The 14,854-nt window shown below is 69.5% G+C and carries 16 protein-coding genes; 9 read left to right on the forward strand and 7 right to left on the reverse strand.

Annotation, left to right across the window (positions count from 1 at the left end; all coding sequences use genetic code 11):
* Positions 1-26 precede the first annotated feature (26 nt).
* The gene (locus QE416_RS05950; RefSeq protein WP_307314366.1) at positions 27-1,118 is read left to right on the forward strand and encodes a VanZ family protein; all 1,092 of its coding nucleotides are present in this window, start codon (positions 27-29) and stop codon (positions 1,116-1,118) included.
* On the opposite strand, the gene QE416_RS05955 is transcribed toward QE416_RS05950, so the two are convergent.
* On the reverse strand, positions 1,104-1,262 hold the full coding sequence (locus QE416_RS05955) for a hypothetical protein (protein WP_307314367.1): 159 nt from the start codon (positions 1,260-1,262) through the stop codon (positions 1,104-1,106). The two genes, QE416_RS05950 and QE416_RS05955, sit on opposite strands and share 15 nt — an antisense overlap.
* Before the next feature lie 247 nt (positions 1,263-1,509).
* Between QE416_RS05955 and QE416_RS05960 the strand changes: the two genes are divergently transcribed.
* Positions 1,510-3,078, forward strand: a complete 1,569-nt coding sequence (locus QE416_RS05960; RefSeq protein ID WP_307314368.1) for a hypothetical protein — start codon at positions 1,510-1,512, stop codon at positions 3,076-3,078.
* A gap of 25 nt (positions 3,079-3,103) precedes the next feature.
* Here the strand turns inward: QE416_RS05960 and QE416_RS05965 are convergent, their stop codons facing one another.
* Together QE416_RS05965 and QE416_RS05970 are read right to left on the reverse strand one after the other, a co-directional pair.
* Positions 3,104-3,688, reverse strand: a complete 585-nt coding sequence (locus tag QE416_RS05965; protein WP_307314371.1) for a GNAT family N-acetyltransferase — start codon at positions 3,686-3,688, stop codon at positions 3,104-3,106.
* A 100-nt stretch (positions 3,689-3,788) separates the two neighbouring features.
* Positions 3,789-4,541 (reverse strand): hypothetical protein, encoded by a 753-nt coding sequence (locus tag QE416_RS05970; protein ID WP_307314373.1) that lies wholly within the window; start codon positions 4,539-4,541, stop codon positions 3,789-3,791.
* A 163-nt stretch (positions 4,542-4,704) separates the two neighbouring features.
* Between QE416_RS05970 and QE416_RS05975 the strand changes: the two genes are divergently transcribed.
* The 3 genes from QE416_RS05975 (at position 4,705) to QE416_RS05985 (ending at position 6,728) form a co-directional block, all read left to right on the forward strand.
* Positions 4,705-5,295: a hypothetical protein gene (locus tag QE416_RS05975; RefSeq protein ID WP_307314375.1), complete on the forward strand. Its 591-nt coding sequence runs from the start codon at positions 4,705-4,707 to the stop codon at positions 5,293-5,295.
* A 93-nt stretch (positions 5,296-5,388) separates the two neighbouring features.
* Positions 5,389-6,117, forward strand: coding sequence for a YcnI family protein (locus QE416_RS05980; RefSeq protein WP_307314376.1), 729 nt, complete (start codon positions 5,389-5,391; stop codon positions 6,115-6,117).
* Between the two features lie 2 nt (positions 6,118-6,119).
* Complete coding sequence (locus QE416_RS05985; RefSeq protein ID WP_307314378.1) at positions 6,120-6,728, forward strand: copper resistance CopC family protein; 609 nt, start codon at positions 6,120-6,122, stop codon at positions 6,726-6,728.
* Between the two features lie 142 nt (positions 6,729-6,870).
* On the opposite strand, the gene QE416_RS05990 is transcribed toward QE416_RS05985, so the two are convergent.
* Positions 6,871-7,746: a neutral zinc metallopeptidase gene (locus QE416_RS05990; RefSeq protein ID WP_307314379.1), complete on the reverse strand. Its 876-nt coding sequence runs from the start codon at positions 7,744-7,746 to the stop codon at positions 6,871-6,873.
* 170 nt (positions 7,747-7,916) lie between these two features.
* Positions 7,917-9,131: an amidohydrolase gene (locus QE416_RS05995; protein WP_307314380.1), complete on the reverse strand. Its 1,215-nt coding sequence runs from the start codon at positions 9,129-9,131 to the stop codon at positions 7,917-7,919.
* Positions 9,132-9,336: 205 nt separating this feature from the next.
* Here QE416_RS05995 and QE416_RS06000 point away from each other — a divergent pair, with 205 nt between their 5' ends.
* The 4 genes from QE416_RS06000 to QE416_RS06015 all read left to right on the forward strand — a co-directional run bounded on the left by QE416_RS06000 (position 9,337) and on the right by QE416_RS06015 (position 13,542).
* The gene (locus QE416_RS06000) at positions 9,337-10,530 is read left to right on the forward strand and encodes an NAD(P)/FAD-dependent oxidoreductase (protein WP_307314381.1); all 1,194 of its coding nucleotides are present in this window, start codon (positions 9,337-9,339) and stop codon (positions 10,528-10,530) included.
* 138 nt (positions 10,531-10,668) lie between these two features.
* The gene (locus tag QE416_RS06005; RefSeq protein WP_307314382.1) at positions 10,669-11,937 is read left to right on the forward strand and encodes a DUF4190 domain-containing protein; all 1,269 of its coding nucleotides are present in this window, start codon (positions 10,669-10,671) and stop codon (positions 11,935-11,937) included.
* Positions 11,938-12,229: 292 nt separating this feature from the next.
* Positions 12,230-12,973 (forward strand): CPBP family intramembrane glutamic endopeptidase, encoded by a 744-nt coding sequence (locus tag QE416_RS06010; RefSeq protein WP_307314383.1) that lies wholly within the window; start codon positions 12,230-12,232, stop codon positions 12,971-12,973.
* Between the two features lie 251 nt (positions 12,974-13,224).
* Positions 13,225-13,542, forward strand: a complete 318-nt coding sequence (locus tag QE416_RS06015; protein ID WP_267789032.1) for a hypothetical protein — start codon at positions 13,225-13,227, stop codon at positions 13,540-13,542.
* Positions 13,543-13,623: 81 nt separating this feature from the next.
* Here QE416_RS06015 and QE416_RS06020 read toward each other — a convergent pair whose 3' ends face one another.
* Positions 13,624-14,457 carry a GAF and ANTAR domain-containing protein gene (locus tag QE416_RS06020; RefSeq protein WP_267789033.1) on the reverse strand — a complete coding sequence of 278 codons (834 nt, stop codon included), beginning with the start codon at positions 14,455-14,457 and terminating at the stop codon, positions 13,624-13,626.
* A gap of 29 nt (positions 14,458-14,486) precedes the next feature.
* On the reverse strand, positions 14,487-14,819 hold the full coding sequence (locus QE416_RS06025; RefSeq protein ID WP_307314386.1) for an ANTAR domain-containing protein: 333 nt from the start codon (positions 14,817-14,819) through the stop codon (positions 14,487-14,489).
* Positions 14,820-14,854: the final 35 nt, after the last annotated feature.

Below are 14,854 nucleotides of genomic sequence, written 5' to 3' on the forward strand. Positions count from 1 at the left end.
CGAGCGATTCTGCCTAGGCTCTCGGGGTGGACAACATCGTGGGCTCGGGCGTTCTCGCTGTCGTCGCGGGTGCCGTGGTCGCGATCCTCGCCTTCGTGCCGTTCGTCGCGGTCAGCTATCGGCGTCGCGGCCGGCTCACGGTGTGGCGCTCGCTCCTGTGGGCGGGGGCGGCCGTGTACTTCTGGGCGATCTGGACGTACACGCTCATCCCCCTGCCCGACTCCGAGGTCTACCGCTGCGCGGGCGTGAACCTGCACCCCTTCGTGTTCGTCGACGAGGTCCGCGCGGCCGTCGCCGCCTCGGGCCGGCACCTGACCGACCCCGTCGTCCTTCAGGTGGCGCTGAACGTGCTGCTGTTCGCCCCGCTCGGCTTCTTCTTGCGGGTGCTCGGGGGTCGCGGCATTCTGATCGCGGGTCTCGTCGGCTTTGCGACCTCGGGGATCATCGAGACGACGCAGCTGACGGGCGTCTGGGGTCTGTTCCCCTGCGCCTACCGTGTCTTCGACGTCGACGATCTCATCGCGAACACCAGCGGCGCTCTGATCGGATCGCTCCTCGCGTTCGTCGTCCCGGCTCAGCACCGGGGAGTGGAGAGGGCTCCGGATGCCGAGACCCCGCGCCCCGTGACGCGTCACCGCCGTCTGCTGGGACTGGTGTGCGACGTCGTGGGCGTCTGGCTGGTCGGCGTCGCCGTGGCCGTGGTGGTGCAGGCCGTGCTCGTGCTGCTCGTCGGTGGGAGGTCGTCGTTCTCGACCGACCAGGTCGCCTCGCTCGCGGGGACGATCGCTTCGGCGGGGCTCTGGCTCGGGGTGGTGCTGGCGACCGGCCGCTCGATCGGCGACCTCGCCACGCGGGTGCGCTTCACGAACGGCGTGCTGCCCGCGTGGGTGGCGCGCCCCTTGCGTTTCGCGACCGGGGCCGGGGCGTATGCGATCCTCGCGGCGCTGCCCGCACCGTGGTCGCTGCTGGCCTTCCTTCTGGCGTCGACGACCGCGGCGCTTCTGCTGGTGTGGCCCGATGGTCGCGGCCTCACCGGGTGGATCGGCCGGCGCCGCTTGGTCGACGACCGTGCGGGAGTGGTGAGTCCCTCGGTCGACCGGGGCCTACGGGTGCGATGACAAGCCGCATCCACCGCGTCCTGCATCCGTGCTGCGACGGAGGGGAGTGCTCTCGCCGACGGAGGCGCCTCCACCCGCGCGGAACTCGTCGGCCAGCACCCCCATCAACACCTCGCCGAAGAAACGGATCGCGTCGTCTGTCATGAAAGGACGCTAGCGAGAGATCTCGTGACGCGGGGCTTGGCGGAGCCACGTTCCCGCATGTATACATTTACTATCCGTTCTTGTCCTACGAACTCCCTTACGTACCGTTTGGTTACGACTCCGTCCCCGCGGCACAGGGGGCGGGCGAGGAGCGCTGTCGTGTGTTCGTGCTGGCCTCTGGGAGAGGGGTCGGCAACACCGGGGGCGTGACGGAACGTCCTGATCGATCATGAAAGTTGGCCGGCCCATGTCTGTCCTCACCTCTCTGCTGCGAGTGAAAGTCGCGCTCGCGCTGGTCGCTCTCGTGAGCGTGGGGCTGGGGACCTCGACGAACACCGGCGCCTACTTCACGGCCGTGCGAGAGCTCTCCGGCAACAAGTTGAGCAGCGCTGCTCTGGCGGCGCCGGCGAACCTCGCCGTGACAAAGAACAGCAGCGGAAGCAACGTGATCTCGTGGTCGGCGGCTACCTCTCAGAGCTGGGCGACGACGAACAATGTCACCTCCGGCGTGACATATCGCGTCCAGCGCACGTTGCCCGGACAATCGGCGACGACGATCTACTCGGGAACGAATCGCACCTATACCGACGCGTCGTCGAGCGCGAGGAATCTCCAGTTCGCGGCGTTCGCCGCCGGGCAATTTCATACGGCTGCCCTCGCGGTCGATGGGTCGGTCTGGGCGTGGGGCCGTAACAGCAGCGGCCAACTGGGTAACGGCACCACCCAGGACTCGGCGGTGCCGGTTCGCGTCCCTCTGCCGGGGAAAGCGAAGCAGATCGCGAGCAGCCTCGTGTCGACCCTCGCTCTCCTCGAGGACGGTTCCGTCTGGTCCTGGGGAGGGAACTGGGAAGGCGAGGTGGGAAACGGAACCACAAACGCGCAGACGAGCCCCTACCACGTGGCATTTCCCGATGGCGTGACGATCACCCATCTGGGCGACACGAGCTCCGGCTCCTACTCCAGCTACGCCCTCGCATCGGACGGCACGTTCTACGCCTGGGGACAAAACAACAACGGTCAGCTCGGAGTGGGGGACGCGACGGCCAGGTACAGTCCGACCCACGTCAATGTCGTCGTCCGGACGCTGGCGGCGGGACGCGGACACGCTGTCGCCATCACACCCGAGGGGTCCGTCCTGGCGTGGGGAGCCGGCGGCGCTTCGCAGCTGGGGCGGGTCGCGACGGCGAGTTACACCCCGAGCCGCGTGACCTTCCCGGACGGGGCGAGCAAGCAGGGTTTCGACAAGATCTCGGCCGGCCTGCAGTTCACGATCGCGGAAGATGCCGACGGGCAGGTGTGGATCTGGGGAAGGATGGGCGACGGCGTCTCGCCGGAGCGCACAACGCCCGAGATCATCGCCGCCGGCGGGTTCCGGTCCCTAGAGGCGGGTTACCGTTCAGCGTGCATCGTGAGAGCCAGTGATGGCGGGGTGGTCTGTTGGGGCGACAACGAGTACGGGCTCCTGATGGATGGGACGACGACCTCCACGGCGCACCCGACCGCGGCGACCTCGGCGGACAGCAAGGGAGTGCAAACCGTCGTCCTGTCCGCCTTCAGGGCCTTCGGTATGGCGGCGCCGAATACGAGCGGATCGACGAACATCTGGGCGTGGGGTGACGACCAGGCCGGGCTTCGCGGAGACAACAAGTCAGGCGCATCGAACAGTTTCTGGCCCACGCGAGTCCTGGGTCCCAAGACGTGCCCGGCGGGCACATCTTTAGAGGGCTCGAACTGCGTCCTCCCCCCAGGAGTGACCTACTCCGTGGACTACACGTACGCCGATTGGGTGTCCCTGTCTGCGGAGAAGACCACCTGACCGCGGCGCGCGCGTCTGAGATGCGTCACCCCGCGCGGAACTCCTCGGCCAGCACGCCCATCAGCACCTCGTCGTGGAACCGCCCGCCGTGGAACGCCACCGCGCGTCGCACACCCTCGCGCACGAACCCGGCCTTCTCGTACGCACGGATGGCCCGGTCGTTGTAGGCCCAGACCCGCAGCTCGACCTTGTGCACCCCGAGCTCGTCGAAGGCGAATCGCAGCATGGTGCGCGTGGCATCCGCGCCGTATCCGCGTCCGACGGCGTCGGGGCCGAGGATGATCGCGAACGTCGCGATGCGCGCCGGGAGGGCGGCTCCCCAGAGCGTCGCGTGACCGATGAGCTGCCCGGCCTCGTCGTCGATGCTGAAGCCCGCCCCGCCGGGGGAGTCGTTGCGGCTCCACGCCTGGAACATCTCGCGGACGGCCGCGATCGTGCGCGGGCTCACGCTGTTCTGCTGCAGCACGGCGCTGTCGCTGCGCTGCCACCAGTCGACGAGTGGGTCGAGGTCGGCGTCGGTCAGCGCGCGTAACCGCACGCGCTCGCCGCGCAGGATGTCGGCGCCGTGCGCCAGGGCGGTGTCGGTGTCGTGGATCGCGTCATCGGCCATGTCCCGACGCTACTCAATTCGATCCGGGACGCTACCGGGACGGCATGAACGAGGCGGCGACGTGTGTCACCGGGAGCCCGGTCCGGCACCGAGGATGGGCTCAGGCGAACATCTGGCGCAGGGCCACGAGGTCACCGACCGCGAGGGCGTGGCGAATGACATCGGCCTCGGCGGGGTCGGGGAAGAGCGCCTCGAGGTCGTTCGCGAAGATCGAGCGGAGCGCATCGAGATCGTTCGCGTGGGCGGCGGCGCTCATCGCCTCGACCGCGCGCTGGTAGGGAATCTGAAGGTACCCCTCCGTCGCGCTGTTCGGATTGAAGTACGGAATCCAGGGGAGAGTGCTGTCCGGCCGCAGCAGCAGCAGTTCGCCGGGCTGAATGACGCGCGTGTGGTTCAAGGTCGAGACGGATCCGGGGTTTGCCAAGCAGAATCGATCGCCGATGGCGTCGAGGGCATCGCCGGCCGCGACGGTGTACGTCACGACGCGCCCCTGGTCATCGAGGCCAGCGGTACCCGCCGCGTACTCGCGGGGGCCGCTGTCGATGAGGTCTCGGTTCAGACTGGCGCTCGCCCGTCCGAGCTGCAGCCACGCCGGTTTGTCGCAGCCGCCAGGATCATTCACGGGGATCGAGACGCCGCCGACATTCACATCGTCACCGGGCAGCGGGGTCGGGGACGCTCCGGGAGCCGTCGCCGAACGGTCGGTACCGGCCTGGAGGGAGGGCACCCCTGTGACGGTCTGCCACGACGACACCTGTGTATAGACGCCCGCCACGGCTGGTGCGGCGAGAGCTACGAGACCGCCGACCACCAGGGCCGAGATGCCCGTCGTGATTGCCGCCGCCTTCTTCACCCCTTCACTGTAGGAGACCGCCGCCCGCGCGTCGACGGGCCGTGAGCGCGGCGGCTTCTTCCCACGGCGCCTGTGCCCTTCGTATGCCGCCAGGGCTCATACGTGCCTCGACGACGGAACACCCCCGCCGTCGCCGCCGCCTAGGCTTGACCCGGAGGATTCGATGTCGTCGAGAGCAGGGCGCGCGCAGCGGGCGGGGCGCGGCATGGCCGCAGCCGCGGTCGCGACGTTCGTGGCGACCCTGTCGCACGCGGCGGTCTCGGCCGAGCGGCCCCCGTTCGTCAACATCGTGCTGGCCCTGTGCCTCGCCGCGCCCTTGTGCGTGATGCTCGCGGGCCGCGCGATGTCGTGGACGCGCCTCTCGCTCGCGGTCGTCCTCAGCCAGGCACTCTTCCATGCGTTGCTCGTGCTCGACCTGCAGGGCGGATTCGTGCCGGCCGGTCACCACGCCACGACCTCGCTGTTCAGCGCCGCCGGCGGGCACAGTGCCTTGGCCCACGCGTCGGAGTCTCCGTGGATGTGGGCGGCGCACGCCGTCGCCGCTCTCGTGACGGTCGTCGCGCTCGGCCGAGGGGAACGCGCGATGCAGGTCATCGCGCGGTTCTTCGTCGCGGTGCTCTCGGTGCTGCGGCCGTTCCGGGGGCTCTCCCCGCTGACGGATGCCGTGCTCTCGGCGCCCGCGCCGCTGCTGCTGACGACGGCGATGACAGTGCTGTCGTCGATGAGGCGCCGGGGCCCGCCGCTCGCGGCCTGACCCCACCCCTCATCCTTCGCGCGTATCCAACGCCTCTTCGGCGTGCGCACTTCGCAGAAAGCAGCACCATGTCTCGAAAGACCACCCTTCGACGTGCCCTCGTCGGCCTCGCCGCCGGCGCGGCCCTGGCGATCGCCGTTCCGCTCGCGGGCCTCGGCCCACGTCACCGTCAACCCCAACACGGCGACCCCCGGCAGCTACGCCACGGTCAACTTCCGCGTCCCCACCGAGTCCAAGACGGCATCCACCGTCAAGCTCGAGGTCACGCTGCCGACCGATACTCCGCTGACCTCGGTGCTCGTCGAGCCCGTCCCGGGCTGGACCGCCTCCGTCGAGAAGGGGGCGCTGCCCGCTCCCGTCGAGGTCGACGGCAACACCATCTCGGACGGCCCGCTCAAGATCGTCTGGCAGGCCGACCCCGGCGTGGGTATCGGACAGGATCAGTTCCAGATCTTCTCGGCGGTGCTCGGACCGATCCCCGACACCGGGCACCTCGTGCTCCCCGCCGTGCAGACCTACTCCGACGGCTCGGTCGTCGACTGGACGAACACCCCCGAGCAGGTCGCGGCTGACGACACGCTCGAGCCCGCCCCGGTGCTCTACATCAACGACACCCCGCCCGCGAGCGGGCACGGCGGACACAGCGGCCACGGCAGCGCTTCGGCCGCGCCGACGATGGACGACCACTCGATGGAGGCCTCGTCCCAGACCGGCGACTCCTCGGGCCTGTCGCTGGGCCTCAGCATCGCGGCTCTCGTGATCGCGGTCGCCGGCGCCCTGCTCGGCGCCTTCGCGGTGTCGCGTCGCCCGAAGCGCAGCTGAGCATGGGCACCCGGAACGCTCTGCGCCGGGCCCTGGTCGGGGCGGTGGTCGTCGCTGCGGCGATGACCACCGCCCTCGGCGGGGCGACGGCGGCCTCGGCCCACGACAGTCTCGTCTCGTCGACGCCCGCGGAGGGCGAGAGCGTCTCGTCGCTGTCGGAGGTCACACTCGGTTTCAGCGCCAACCTGCTCGGCTACGACGGCGGCAACATCGTCATCGTGGTCGGCCCCGACGGCAAGCACTACGAGAGCGAGTGCGTGGCTCTCGCCGGCCCCACCCTGACCCTCCCGGTCGCCCTGGGGGCACCCGGCACGTACACGGTGGAGTGGCGCGCGGTCTCGTCCGACGGACACCCCGTCTCGGGCGAGATCCCGTTCACGTACACCGGCGAGAACACCTCGGCCGGAGCGGATTCCTCGCCGTGCGCGAGCGCCCAGGGCGCGGCTCCCGCCGAGACCCCGGTGGCAGCGCCCTCGACCTCGGGCGGCGTGTCCGGCCTGACGGTGGGCCTGCTGATCGGAGGCGGAGCGATCGTCCTGGTCGGTGTGATCGTCGTCGTGATCCTCAGCCGTCGCCCGCGCGAGGGTCGGGAGCCGTCCGACACGGAGTGATTCCGGATGCCATCACCCGGCGCGTCCGCCCCACCCTCCCTTTCGCGGAGTCCGGGCCGGGCACGCCGGGTTTCGGCATCCGGAGGCGGGGTGTGGACCGCCGAGTCCACGGGACGACCGTTGCTCGCGCCTCGCGACGGGCTTACAGGCTCCCGCCGGGCACCGAGAACGTGTCGCAGGCGTTGACGCCGCCCTGGCGGCCTTCGTCGAACCAGCGCGTGCGCTGCTCACTCGAGCCGTGCGTGAAGCTGTCGGGGTTGGAGATCTGGCCCGCTTCGGCCTGGATGTGGTCATCGCCGACGGCCGAAGCGGCGGACAGGGCGTCGAGGATCTGCTGGTCGGTGGGCGGCTGCAGGTACGGGGTGCCGTTCTCGTCCACCTGCTCGCCCGCGGCGGCGACCCAGGCCCCGGCGTAGCAGTCCGCCTGCAGCTCGGTGCGCACGCCGTTGCTGTCCGCCCCGGTGCCGTTGTTCGGGTACTGCTGCATCACGCCGGTGAGGTTCTGCACGTGGTGGCCGTACTCGTGCGCGAGCACGTACAGCTGAGCGAGGGGCCCGGCGGTGGTGTCGTACTGCGCACGCAGGATCGAGAAGAACGTCGGGTCGACGAACACCGTCTCATCCGGTGGGCAGTAGAACGGACCGGTCGCGTTCGAGGCGGTACCGCACGAGCTCCCCGTCTGTCCGTCGACGATGACCAACTGCGGTTTGCGGTACCCGTCGAGGCGCTCCGCCCAGAACTGGTCGATGTTCAGCGATGCCGCGGCCAGGCGGCAGGAGTCGTCGGCGTTGGCGTCCCGGCCCGTCTCGCAGCTCGCGATCTGTTCGCCACCGCTACCGGGAGCGGCCGCACCCCCGCCCGAGCCGAGCAGGCCCGTCAGGTCGGTTCCGGTGAACATCGAGATGAGCAACACGACCACCGCGCCGAGGCCCACGGCCCCGCCGCCGACGGCCGCCACGGTTCCGCCCCGGCGCTTGGCCGAGTTGCCGCCCACGCGGGCATTGTCGTTGAACGTCACGGCCGCCAGGCTACGCGCGGGGGTGGCGTGCTCGAAGGGGCTGGACTTCGGGTGCTCAGTCGGTGCAGCGGTCGCGGTGTTCTCGGGGTCGGCACCTCGAGCGGGGAGAAGACGGGCTGGAGGTCACGGAGCGTGCGACGGAGTCGAGCGCCGGGTGGACCTCGCCGCGTTCAGCCCAGGAACTCCCGCGCCGCGACCACCAGGTTTTCGACGCCGCGGTCGATCGTCGGCTGCATGACCGGCGCGAAGTGCGGGGAGTGGTTCGTCGGGATGTCGCGCTCGATGGTGCCGCCTGCGAACGCTTTCTGGAACGTCTCGGGGTCGACACCGCCCCAGAACCAGAACACCAGCGGAGCGCCCGACTCGCGGGCGAACCACGACACGTCCTCGCTGCCGGTGAACATGCCGGGGTCGACGACCGAGCCCTCGCCGAACGAGCGCCGGAATGCCGCGGTGAGGCGGGCCGTGGCATCCGCGTCGTTGATGGTCGGCGGCAGGGTGTGGTCGGTGGTGATGGTCGGCGTCTGCTCGGCGCCCGAAGCGTCGGCCTCGGCGCGGATGATGCGCTCGACCTTGGTCATGACGCGCTCGCGCGCGGCGTCGTCGGGGTAGCGCAGGCTGAGCTCGAGCTTGGCCTCGGCGGGGATGATGTTGTTCTTCAGGCCCGCGTGGATCGAGCCGACGGTGACCACGGCGACGTCGCGGGGGTCGACCTCGCGCGAGACGACGGTCTGCAGACGCATGACGGTGGCGGCGGCCATGACGACCGGGTCGATCGTCGAGTGCGGGCGCGAGCCGTGACCGCCGCGGCCGTGCAGCACCACGGTGAGGCCGTCGGATGCCGCCATCTGGGTGCCCGGGCGCACGCCGATCATTCCGGTGGGGAGGGGGGTGACGTGTTGGCCGAGCACGATGTCGGGCTTCGGGTACCGGTCGAGGACGCCGTCCGCGATCATCGCCTTCGAGCCCGCGCCGTATTCTTCGGCCGGCTGGAAGACGGCGACGACCGTTCCCGACCACTCCTCGCGCGTGGCGACGAGGCGCTCGAGGGCTCCGACCAGCGCGGTGACGTGCATGTCGTGGCCGCATGCGTGCATGACGGGGACGGAGTTGCCCGCCGGGTCGGTGCCTCGAGCGGTGCTGGCGTAGGCGAGACCGGTCTGCTCCTCGACGGGCAGGCCGTCCATGTCGGCGCGCAGCCACACGACCGGACCGTCGCCGTTGACGATGCTCGTGACGAGGCCGGTGCGGCCCACTCCCTCTTCGACCTCGAGCCCGAGATCGGCCAGATGGCGGGCGATGACACCCGCCGTCCGCGTCTCTTGGAACGATAGCTCCGGGTGGGCGTGCAGGTCGGTGTAGAGGCTTTCGAGGTCGACGCTCATGTCTCCGAGCCTAGTTCTCCCCGCCCGCGCGCGGTCGGGCTCCTCCCCGTCGAGTGTCCAAGAAACGCCGTACTGAGCGATGGGCTGACGGAGTGTCGTGGACACTCGACGAGCGAGCGGCGGCGGGGCCGCCGCACCGCTACCGGATGCCGGGGACACCCGCAACCCATCCGCTCCGGCCAGGTCGAGCGGCAACGCTTTCGCCATGACCACCACACACTTCGACTACCTCATCGTCGGCGGCGGAATGGTCGCCGACACCGCCGCCCGTGGAATCCGCGAGATCGACGCCGACGGCTCCATCGGCATCCTGAGCGACGACGTCGATGAGCCCTACACGCGCCCCGCTCTGAGCAAGAAGCTGTGGACCGATGAGGAGTTCACGTGGGACAAGGTGCCTCTCGGCACCTCCGGCGACACCGGAGCCGACATCCGGCTGCAGACGCGCGCCACGGCGATCCGTCCGGACGAGCACGAGGTGGATGCCGACGACCAGACGTTCTCGTACGGCAAGCTCCTCATCGCCACGGGCGGGAAGCCCGTGCCCCTTCCCCTCGAGGACCGATCGAACGGCGAGCGGGCCCTCAGCTTCCGCACCGCCGAGGACTATCGCCGGCTGCGGGCGCTCGCGAAGGACGTCGGCCGTATCGCCGTCGTCGGCGGCGGCTACATCGGGTCGGAGCTCGCCGCCGCCCTCGTGCAGAACGGGGTCGACACCGTGCTGATCCACACCGGATCGGTGCTCGGCGACGCGGTGTTCCCGGCCGGGCTCGCCGAGCGGTTCGAGAAGCTCTTCCGTGATGCCGGCGTCGAGATCGTCGCGGGCTCCAGGGTCACGCAGGGAGAAGCGGATGCCGACGGCGTGCGGCTGTCTCTCGAGAACGGCGACGAGGTGCGCGCAGATGCCGTCGTGAGCGGCCTCGGCATCGAGGTGGCCGCGGACCTGGCGGAGAAGGCCGGCCTGACGGTGGACGACGGCGTCCACGTGGACGCGCAGCTGCGCGCGTCGGTCGACGACGTCTACGCCGCGGGCGACGTCGCCAGCTACCCCGACCGTCTGCTCGGGCGCCGCCGCGTCGAGCACGTCGACAACGCGAACGAGCAGGGAAGGGCCGCCGGCCGCAACCTCGCGGGCGCCGCCGAGGCCTACACGCACACGCCGTACTACTACTCGGCGGTCTTCGGCATCCGGTACGAGGCGGTCGGCACGCTCGACTCCTCGCTCGAGACGGTCGAGGACTGGCTCGACGCCGAGCGCGGGGTCGTCTACTACCTCGACGACGATCGCGTCGTGGGCGTGCTGCTGTGGAACGTCGAGGAGTCTCGGGATGCCGCCCGCTCGGTGCTCGCGGAGGCAGACACCCTGACGCGGGACGACCTCGTCGGCCGCATCCGCTGAGAAGCGGGGGCGTGACGGCGAGCGGTCTCGCGCCCCCGGCATTCGGCTCGGATCCGGTCGTGGGGGAGAGCGCCGCGGGACTAACCTGGACGCGCGCTGACAGTTCTCGGCGCGCGAACCCCCCCCCAGGAGCACCTGATGGCTACCGCCGAACTACGACTGTCCGTCCCCCTCGACTCCGCGCGCGACGCGGTCGGCTACGCGCTCGCCGAGCAGGGCTTCACGGCGCAGCCCACGGCATCCGGATCCCTCGACGTCTCGCGCGGGAGCATGGGCACCACACTCGTGGCCGGGGCCTTCGCCGGGCAGGACATGCACGTCCGTTTCGACGTGCACTTCTCCGAGATCCCCGAGGGCACCCTCGCAGCGTTCGAGCACTCCACCATGGGCGGCTTCTTCAAGGGCGGGGCGATCGGCGCGGCCAAGGTCGGCGATGTCGTGCGCGAAGCAGCTCACCGCACGGGCGCTCGGCTCGCTCAGCAGGGTGTGCTCGTCGGCGGGCCCCAGGGCGTTCCGGCTTCACCGACTGATGCGGGCGCCGCGCAGCAGCCGGCCGCGACCGGCGACACATGGGCACCCCCGGTGCCGCCCGCGCCTGCCGGGTACCCCGGCGTCGTGTCTGCGGCTGCCTCGGCCGACGCAGGGACCACCGCCCCCGCGTACGGCGCAGCGACGGGGGACGCCCAGACCGGCGTGCCGGCGTACGGCGCGCCTTTCCCCGGCACCGCGCCTGCCGCTTCGAGTCGCACCAACGGTATCTCGATCCTCGCGATCGTCCTCGGTTTCGTCTTCCCCCTCGGGGGCATCATCGCCGGCGCCGTCGCTCTCGCCCAGATCAAGCGCACGGGCGAGAAGGGCCGCGGCCTCGCCATCACCGGCATCGTCGCGGGGGCGGTCATCGGGGTCCTCGCGATCCTCGCCGTCGTCGGACTGCTGATCTTCTCGTTCACGGTCGGGTCGAAGGCATCCTCCGCGGACCCCTTCGATGTCCCGACGTTCCCGCAGGACGGCGGCGTGACCGTGGGCCCGAGTGAGACGGCTCCCGGAGGTGGTGGCACGTACACCCTGCCCGTCGGGGTCTGCCTCGACGACGTCCCGAGCGGATTCATCAGTTCGTCGAACATCGTCGAGTGCGCGGCCGCGCACACCTACGAGGTCTTCAGCAGCTTCGTCCTTCCCGAGGGAGCCTTCCCCGGTGACGACGCCATTGCCTCGGCGGCGCAGCAGGGGTGCGACGCCGCTTTCCCGTCGTTCGTCGGCATCGCCTACGAGCAGTCCGCGCTGAACTACCAGTACGTCGCCCCTACCGAGGGAACCTGGTCCGACGGGGACCGCGAGATCTCGTGCTTGCTTTACGATCCTGCCGTCGAGGAGACGACCGGGTCGCTGGCGGGGTCGGCGCGCTGACGACGGACCTCGACGGCGGGTCCGTGCGACGCCTGCTTGCTCCGCCGGGCGGTCGAGGAGGTCGTCGAGCGATCCGCTCCGGTGGCTGACAGCGCCTCGCACGCTCCGCGCGTACGAGCCGTCGTCCGGAGGGCGCGGAGGCTGCTGGCCCGAGAACGCAACGGACGCTTCGTGAATCCGCACGTGCGATACATTCGGGCCGTCGCGCAGAACGTGGGGGCATGCGATGGATGCTGCGAAAGGCCCGTCGGCGTGGGCACGGTTCTGGAACGCCGGGCACGGGTGAAAGGCCGTGGTCCTCGCCGTCGTCTACTTCGTGCTCTACCAGGCCCTGTCACTGGCCATGGTGCCATTCGTATCGCTCGCGGGTGAGCCGGGGAGCGCGTCGTACGTCCTCATCTTCTTCACCGTCCCGATCCTGCTCGGCGGCCTCCTCCTGGTCGCCTTCGGGGCGTCCGTGGGGTGGCTCAGAAGCCTCTTCGCACGGCAATCGCTCGGCGGCCGCGGGTGGATGTGGATCGCCATCGTCGTCGTCCTGCTGTTCAACGTCCTGCACCTGCTGAGCATCGACTACGGCACCGCAGGTATCGAGTACGTCCTCACCTGGCTGCTCACCGGATTGTTCATCGGCTTCGCGGAAGAGGTGCTGACCCGCGGTTACGTCGTGAAGATCATGCGTGAGGCTGGGCACCGTGAGATCGCTGTCGCCCTCGTCTCAGCCGGCACTTTCGCCTTGCTGCACGCCGGGAACCTCCTCGGGGGGCAGTCCCTGTTGGCCACGGGCATTCAGCTCGTCTACACCTTCTTCTTCGGCATCCTCATGTATCTCGCGATGCGCGTCACGCGCACGCTTCTCGCCCCGGTCCTGCTGCATGCCAGCACCGATCCGAGCATCTTCATGCACGCGCAGTACCCCGCCGACGGCGCCATCGGCGCCGTCGCCAACCCCGGCAACTTCGCGGTGATCATCGTCGGCGCGGTCCTGGTCTTCTTCATCCGAGGACGCATCGCGCAAGGGGCTCGGAGCACGTCCTGAGGATCGGGGCATCCCACCTGCGCGGATAGTCGGCGCGTCGCCGCTTACGACGATGCCCGTCGTGAACGTGCGACACGAAACGCATGATCGGGCCGGCCCCCTTCCGCTCGGTGTCGGTTTGCGGTTCGCTTAGCGCCCCAGGCGGTGCCGACGTCGAGCTCGGAACAACGCCGTCATCCCAGAGAGGAGATCAGCCCGAGGCTGCTCCGCACCGATGGGGAGCGTCCGAGTCCGCTACCGGAGGTTGAAAGATGACTGCCGATTACCCCACCGTCACCCCAGAGCAGTTCGAATCCGCCTGCGAGCGCGCGACCGAAGCGCTCGCACTGTACATCGACGCGCGCGACCGAGCTCGGCTCGCCGAGCAGGAACTGGCGGAGTTGAAGCTGCGCAACGCCGCCGCCCGCGCCGTCGACCTGCGCGAGCAATGGCAAGAGGCGGAAGCGCAGGTGGACGCATTGCGGTGCGACGTCGACGGCGACAGCTCGGTCTCCTGCAGGGCCAGAGTCGGTCACACGGGAGAACACGATCATCCGACCGAGGCGCGTCCGATCCGGCTCGTCGGGTGAGACGGTCGGCGACGCGCCGGCGCGGACGAGACTCCGCATCACGCTGAGCGGGGCCGTCCGGGTGAACGCGGAGGCGATCCGTCAGTTGTCGGTCGCGTCGTCCGACTTCTTCTCGCGTGCCTCGGAGAGCGCTTGATCATTCCATGCCTGCTGCTGTTCTATGAGGCGGCGAGTCTGCTCGTTCACGTGTCGTCCCGCGCGACGGTCCCTGGTCGCGTCCTCGACCACGCGCCGCGCGACATCGGAGAGCTTCTGCTGACTGTTTCTCGCGCGCTCTCGGAGCAGTGAGAATGCGGCATCCATATCGATGCCGTGAACGTGGGACAGAATTCCCTTCGCCTGCTCGATGACCACGCGACTATTGAGGGCATGTTGCAACTGCTGGCGGGCGAGATCCGCCTCCCGGAATGCGCGCTCGTGCAGGATTCCGATGGTCGCGATATCGGCGAGGCCCCGAGCGGCCAACGCATCATCGGCCGTCAACGCGTCCGGCTGGTCGCCGAAGAGATTCAGAGAGCCGATGACATCCTCACGCAGGCGCAGGGGGATGGCGTGCATCCACCGGTATCCGAGCTCCCCGGCGGCACCTGCGAACCTCGGCCAGCGTTCACGTATCCCGGCGATATCGCTGACGGTGACGGGCTCTCCCAGACGGTACGCGTCCAGACAGGGCCCTTCATCCTCGCTCAGCTGGAGGAGGCTGATCAGCTGGCTGCGTTCGCTGGTGGAGGCGACCACTTCGAGGGTCCCATCGGCATCCGGGATGAGGATGCCGACGCCTGCCACATCGAGGGTGCGAGCGCACCGGATCACGAGCCGGTGCAGAAGATCCACGACGTCATAGCCGGTGACCATCGTGTCAGCGAGTTCGACGAACGTCTCGACCAGCTCTTTCTCTCGCGATACATCCGTCATAGGGGCAATGTACTTTCCTTCACCTCGGACTACGCCGAAAAATCGATATCGCGTCGGATGATGGCCTGCGCGACGTCGGGGACGGACATACCCGCTGCGAAAGCGTGAGCGCGAATAACGACCATCGCATCGTCAGACGGTACTCCGAGCTGCGCCATCACCATCCCCGTTGCCTGGTGGAGGAATCTCCTCGGCGAGGCCTCGGCCGCAGGAGACGTCAACTCGCTGAGAACCTGGTCCACCACGCGAACCGCGGCGACATCGGCCATCGCCCACGCTTCCTCCACGTCGTGCGGGCTCAAGGCATGCGCGGTCGTTGCGTACAGGTCCACGACGCCCACGTCGATCGCGCCCAACGCCATCGGGAACGCGTAGGCGGCCCGAATCCCTCGGGACT

It is taken from the genome of Microbacterium sp. SORGH_AS_0421, assembly GCF_030818635.1.
GTDB lineage: Bacteria > Actinomycetota > Actinomycetes > Actinomycetales > Microbacteriaceae > Microbacterium.

Coding starts and splice junctions, on each gene's coding strand:
- QE416_RS06000 (WP_307314381.1), top strand. CDS start 9,337: ATGACCACCACACACTTCGACTACCTCATCGTCGGCGGCGGAATGGTC.
- QE416_RS05985 (WP_307314378.1), top strand. CDS start 6,120: ATGGGCACCCGGAACGCTCTGCGCCGGGCCCTGGTCGGGGCGGTGGTC.
- QE416_RS06015 (WP_267789032.1), top strand. CDS start 13,225: ATGACTGCCGATTACCCCACCGTCACCCCAGAGCAGTTCGAATCCGCC.
- QE416_RS06025 (WP_307314386.1), bottom strand. CDS start 14,819: ATGGCGTTGGGCGCGATCGACGTGGGCGTCGTGGACCTGTACGCAACG.
- QE416_RS05965 (WP_307314371.1), bottom strand. CDS start 3,688: ATGGCCGATGACGCGATCCACGACACCGACACCGCCCTGGCGCACGGC.
- QE416_RS05960 (WP_307314368.1), top strand. CDS start 1,510: ATGTCTGTCCTCACCTCTCTGCTGCGAGTGAAAGTCGCGCTCGCGCTG.
- QE416_RS05955 (WP_307314367.1), bottom strand. CDS start 1,262: ATGACAGACGACGCGATCCGTTTCTTCGGCGAGGTGTTGATGGGGGTG.
- QE416_RS05975 (WP_307314375.1), top strand. CDS start 4,705: ATGTCGTCGAGAGCAGGGCGCGCGCAGCGGGCGGGGCGCGGCATGGCC.
- QE416_RS06020 (WP_267789033.1), bottom strand. CDS start 14,457: ATGACGGATGTATCGCGAGAGAAAGAGCTGGTCGAGACGTTCGTCGAA.
- QE416_RS05995 (WP_307314380.1), bottom strand. CDS start 9,131: ATGAGCGTCGACCTCGAAAGCCTCTACACCGACCTGCACGCCCACCCG.
- QE416_RS06005 (WP_307314382.1), top strand. CDS start 10,669: ATGGCTACCGCCGAACTACGACTGTCCGTCCCCCTCGACTCCGCGCGC.